Raw genomic sequence first — 5,181 nt, forward strand, 5'->3', positions numbered from 1 at the left:
ACGTGCCGGTTATGTCACTGCTTGCCCTAGTGACGCTGACGACCACCGATGGTACAGACACCGTGTTCCATCTCTACGACAACCGCGGCACCTTTTGGTTCTCGATCGGACGTACCCCCGCCGACACCCGCTACTTTCACGGCGCAAGCCTCGCTGAAGTCAGACGAGTACTTAGCCTTGCATATAATGATGCACGATCGTCCCCGACAACTTGTCGTGCCTCCGAAAGGCGCAAGAGGCTGCCGCCCAGTTCGGATGGAGCGAACCACTTGTTGTGGGAGACCGTTCAGCGAGTGTTCAGACCTGGCGTGTCGTCACACCGACTCGCAATGACTTGTTGTTGCCGAGCAACACCGGCAAACAAGTTGCCGGTGCCACCCGCGAGTTGGCCCGTGGTACCAGACCAAGGAATTCTTGCAGCATGTATCCACTTCATTTCGCCAATCTGTTTCCGCCATTCGCTCGCAACCTGAAGGTGTTCGTTGCAATGGGGTTTGCATCGCAATCCGATCATCGCTGGGAGAAGGTGATAAAACCCGCGGTCAATCGAGTTGCGATAAATGAGATCAGATTAGAAGCCTACCGCGTGGACGTGTCGGTTGTTGGCGACTCAATCCTCACAGAGATCTTGCAGGGGATTACAAGTGCTCGGCTTATCCTCGCGGATATTTCAACCCTTCATGTTATAGATGACACAGCATATAGAAACGCCAATGTCATGTACGAGGTTGGAATCGCCCATTCACTTCGGTTGCCTGAGGAAGTGTTACTTTTTCGCTCCGACTGCGATCGCCTGCTTTTTGATCTGGCGAATGTGCGGGTCCATCATTACGACCCCGACAAAGATGAAGAAGCAGCGAGCGATAAACTAGCCGTTACCATCATCGAGGCTCTACGGGAAGTTGATTTGCGAAAGAGCACGTATGTACATCGTGCGGCGGAGGTGCTAGACGGCTCCTGCGTTGATCTGTTGGTGGCGGCGGCCAACAATGGCGGCATCGCAAAACAGCCGGCTTCCAAAAGCAGTGGCGATATTCTGTGGAATACGCGATATATTGCTGCGATTTCTCGGATGTTGGAGCTAGGGATCCTCTGTTTTGAAAACTTCAAAATAACACCGGAGCTCCTTGAATCACCGTCTAGCCAACCCATTCCGTATGAGTATCGAGTCACGCCTTTTGGCGACGCAGTGCTGCGAGTGCTAATAGAGAAAACCGGATTGAACGATCCGGATGTGCTTAAGAGTGTAGAAGCCACTTTTGCCAAGTTCGCTGCTGACTCCAATCCGACAAACCCGAAGATTTAATCTTTACCCGCGAGCCACAATACCGCAAATGATCTCGACGCAGCTGGTCCCAACAATCCTTCAGCGTGCCGAACTACACAGCAGGTGCGCGGCCGATGAGAAGTGCGGACCATTAATTGCCCGAGATAGTCGATTGGCCGCTTTGCGATGACCATGGTTCGTCATGACTTGATATCGATATCGGGTGACAGTTCGCCAGCTTCTAGCCGCAACGTGCTGGTTTGCGCTGTGCTTTGGATCGGCAGGCTTGGCGCATCGCCTGGGACAAAGGGCTGAACACGCTGCGCTGCCGGGCCTTATTTTCGTCGCGATCATAAGTTTCTTCACCGGCATCGGTGCCGTTCTCGGCAGAGCATCCATCGGCGCAATGTGCGAGGCCCTTATCTATGCGATTTTGCTGCTACTCGAGCTTTTTCGCGACGTCCGATAGCAGAGCTACCCCGAAAGAGCCAATGCCCCAGCGCTCTGCACAAACTAATGCCAAACGCCTTGGAGCGTCGCCAATTGCCGGGCGAAGTCATCCCACGCCGCTCTCGGCATGGCCATTCTCGTTCGCCCACGGCCGTTTCAGCCGGCAATTAGCGGGCGAGGTTACTGACACACATCGCGCCGCCCGACCACGCCCTGCTTGACCCGCCGGGGGGCCAGAAATAGGCTAATCTTACTTGGCCACACGACCAGCCGAACTTGCCTGGCGCGGGGTCGCCTGGCCCGGGTCGCTTTTCACTGGGCGGCCTCGTTTCTCAGACGCTTGCAACGGGCACGCGGCCGACCAACCCTCGAACCGCTGCCGATAACTACCTTTCAGGGAGAGTCGACCGATGACACGCTGCCGTCACTTGAGAATCGTTACGCTGGCGGCCATCGCCTGCCTGGCTTCGCGCGCGGCGTGGGGGCAGACGACTTACCAGGAACCCAAACGCGTGGTCTACGCCACGGGGGTCGACAAAGAGGAACTCTCGCTTAACGTGCTCGTGCCCAAGGGCAAAGCGAACGGCCTGGGCGTGATCTTCGTGATGAGCGGCGCCGGCTACTCGGCCGACGGCAAGGACACCGAGCGCGAGCACCAGGTGATTGCCGACACGTTTTGCGGCCGCGGCTACACGGTGTTTGCCGTCCGACCCGGCCCGATCACCAAGTACAGCGTGATCGACATGGCCGACCACCTGCAGAAGGCGATCGTGTTTATCAAGGCCCACGCCGACCAGTACAAGGTCGACGCGGGCCGCCTCGGTTTGATGAGCACGCGGGGCGGGGTACACTTGGTGTGCCTGGTCTGCATCACGGCCACCGACAAGACGGCCCCCAAAGCGGCCGGCGTTTACATTCCGCCCACCGACCTGAACGACAAGGACACGCAGAAGCTCTACATCCAGGCCGACACGGCCGCCTGGGAGCAGATTCGCAAGGAAGCGTTCAACGGCGGCGACGGTATCAGCCCCAGCTCGTCGGCTCCGTTCGCGGCCGGCGCGAAAGACCCGCAGATCAAGTTGCCGCGCGTGTCGCCCTTGGCGCCCACGTTCCTGATCGTGCACGGCGATGCCGACCCCTCGATCCCGCGGCTCGATTCGAACGCCTTCTTCGCCGCGATGCGCGATGCCGACGTGGCCCACGACATGGTCGTCAAGCGGCCCGGCACCACCGCCGCGCCGACGATTCGCGCCGAGATCGGCACGCTGGCCGATTGGTTCGACAAGCAATTGCGGCTCGATTGACCCGGCAGTTTGTAGGTCGGTTTTGTAGGTCAGGCTTCAGCCTGACGGGCGCCGGGAAGCGGCATAATCGCCCAGAGCGGCCGAACTGCGCGGAAAATTAGCCACGCGACATGGCGGGAATAACGGCGGCGCATGTCAGGCTAAAGCCTGACCTACCGATCGCGATGCGCTCTCTATGCGCGGTCGAAATTCTCGCGGATCACGCCGGCCAGATCGGTCAGTTGGCCGGCGGCCGGGCCGCGGTAGGACGAGCCGTGCATCACGGCCAGCGTCTGTGGCTCGAGCCCGGCCAGCGCGTGCAGCACACCATCGGTCGCTCGCGTGTAGGGCATGTAGCCGGCCAGCGGGCCTTGCTGCATCGCTTGCATGGCCGCGCGGGTCGGGCCCACAAGGTCGCCGGCGACCAGCGGCGGCGCTTGGCCAAAGTGGTGGAACAGGTCGGAGCAGAACAGCGTCCGCTCGGTTTCCTCGAACAGCACGCCGGCGTCCCAGCCGTGGGGAATGTGCGGCGAGGCGTGGAAGCGGTAACGGTACTTGCCGGTCGAAAGCACGTCGGCGGCCGTCAGCCCCCGGGCCGGGCGGAGCGAAAAGTCGTCGACGCTGACCAGCTTGCCCACCAGCGTGCAAACCGGCTCGCAGTGGGGCGCCAGCCGCAGCCAGTCGTTCAGCGCCCCGCACTCGTCCGACTCGAAATGGCTCCAGGCCACGTAGCGCAACCGCGCCGGATCGATCAGCGTGGCCACCGCGTCGCGCAGCACGGGAAACATGCCCCGCAGGCCGGCGTGAAACAGCAGCGGCTCGTCGTCCCGCACCAGAAAATGATTGAACTGCATGTCGATGTCCGGCACATAGACGGACAGCCGGAACAGGTCGGGCGCGATTTCGTCGATCTGGGTCATGGACCGGTTTCCCAAGCGAGTGCGATGCCTGCGAGACGCCGCCGCTGATCTTAACCGAGAGCACGCGCGGGCGCAAATGCCGACTCGACCGTCACGGGCCAATCAGGCAATTGCCACGGCCTTGCGGCTGGCGTCCCCAGGCGCTAGGCCATCACTTTGAGAAACGCCGCCTGGAACTTTTCCATTTCCTCGGGCGTGCCGATCGTCACGCGGACGTGCGTGGGCCAGCTGGGCCAGACGCGTCCAACGTAGACCTTTTCCTTGCGCAGCGCCAGCACGATCTTTTCGCCCGGCTGGCCAACGTCGACCATGAACTTGTTCGACACCGACGGCACGTACGCGAAACCGTGGCGGTCGAGAAACTGAAACACCGACGACCGCGTGTCGGCGATGATTCTGCGCCGCGTGGGCACCAGGTCGTCCGCCTTCAGACTGGCCGTGGCCGCCACCATGCCGGTGATCGGCATCGCCCCGGAGCTATACGGCGTGATGCGGGCCAACAGCTCGGGCGAGGCAATCGCGGCCCCCGCGCGCAGGCCGGCCATGCCGTAGATCTTCGAAAATGTGCGCAGCAGCACCACGCGCTTGCCCGAGCGCACCAGGTCCGACCGCGGGCGGGCCCCCGCGATGTGAATGTACGCCTCGTCGAGCAGCAACACCGCCTCGGGCGGCAGATTGTCGACCAGCCAGTCGATGTCGGCATCGGAAGTCAGCGTGCCGGTCGGATTGTTCGGATTGCAAACGTAGATCAACCCCGCGTTGGGGTCGGCGGCGGCCATGGCCTTGACGTCGTGGGCGTAGCTTTTGGTGAGCGGCACGCGATGCGTTTTGGCGCCGATGAACCGGGCGGCCAGTTCGCCGGCCTCGTAGCCCGGGTCGGCCGTGACGAAGCTCTTGGTGGGCGAGGTAAACGCCAACACCGCCTGCGTGAGCGGCGCGCTCGAGCCGGCAAACGCCGCCACCTGACCAACGTCGAGGCCTTCTTGCGCGGCCAGCAATTGCTTGAACTTATCGGTCAGGTCGTAACAGTAGCGGCCGCCTTTGGCCAGCACGGCCTGGATGGCCTCGATAGCTTGCGGGCAAGGCCCCAAGGGGTTCTCGTTGGCGTTGATCTTTACGGCGTCGGGGGGGATCTCGCCCACTTGCGAGAGCTGCGCCAGCGCCGCTTCGCCGTAAAACGGTAGCGCGGCCCCCGCGCCCAGTAGCGCGGCAATTCTGCCGAAGTCGCGACGCGAGAAGCCGCGGCGCAGAAAATCGCGCT

Annotated in this window: 5 protein-coding genes; 3 read left to right on the plus strand and 2 right to left on the minus strand. The window is 61.8% G+C overall.

Annotation, left to right across the window (positions count from 1 at the left end):
• The first annotated feature begins 421 nt into the window (after positions 1-421).
• From K1X74_23290 to K1X74_23300, 3 genes are all read left to right on the plus strand, one after another.
• Complete coding sequence (locus K1X74_23290) at positions 422-1,306, plus strand: hypothetical protein (protein MBX7169277.1); 885 nt, start codon at positions 422-424, stop codon at positions 1,304-1,306.
• A gap of 247 nt (positions 1,307-1,553) precedes the next feature.
• A complete protein-coding gene (locus K1X74_23295) occupies positions 1,554-1,736 on the plus strand; it encodes a hypothetical protein (GenBank protein MBX7169278.1) in 183 nt (60 codons plus the stop codon).
• A 391-nt stretch (positions 1,737-2,127) separates the two neighbouring features.
• On the plus strand, positions 2,128-3,021 hold the full coding sequence (locus tag K1X74_23300) for an alpha/beta hydrolase (GenBank protein ID MBX7169279.1): 894 nt from the start codon (positions 2,128-2,130) through the stop codon (positions 3,019-3,021).
• Positions 3,022-3,194: 173 nt separating this feature from the next.
• Here the strand turns inward: K1X74_23300 and K1X74_23305 are convergent, their stop codons facing one another.
• Together K1X74_23305 and K1X74_23310 are read right to left on the minus strand one after the other, a co-directional pair.
• The gene (locus tag K1X74_23305; protein ID MBX7169280.1) at positions 3,195-3,920 is read right to left on the minus strand and encodes an MBL fold metallo-hydrolase; all 726 of its coding nucleotides are present in this window, start codon (positions 3,918-3,920) and stop codon (positions 3,195-3,197) included.
• A 143-nt stretch (positions 3,921-4,063) separates the two neighbouring features.
• Positions 4,064-5,181 (minus strand): pyridoxal phosphate-dependent aminotransferase (locus tag K1X74_23310; GenBank protein ID MBX7169281.1); only part of this gene is annotated, 1,118 nt, incomplete at its 5' end.

The organism is Pirellulales bacterium, from assembly GCA_019694435.1.
Lineage (GTDB): Bacteria > Planctomycetota > Planctomycetia > Pirellulales > JAEUIK01 > JAIBBZ01.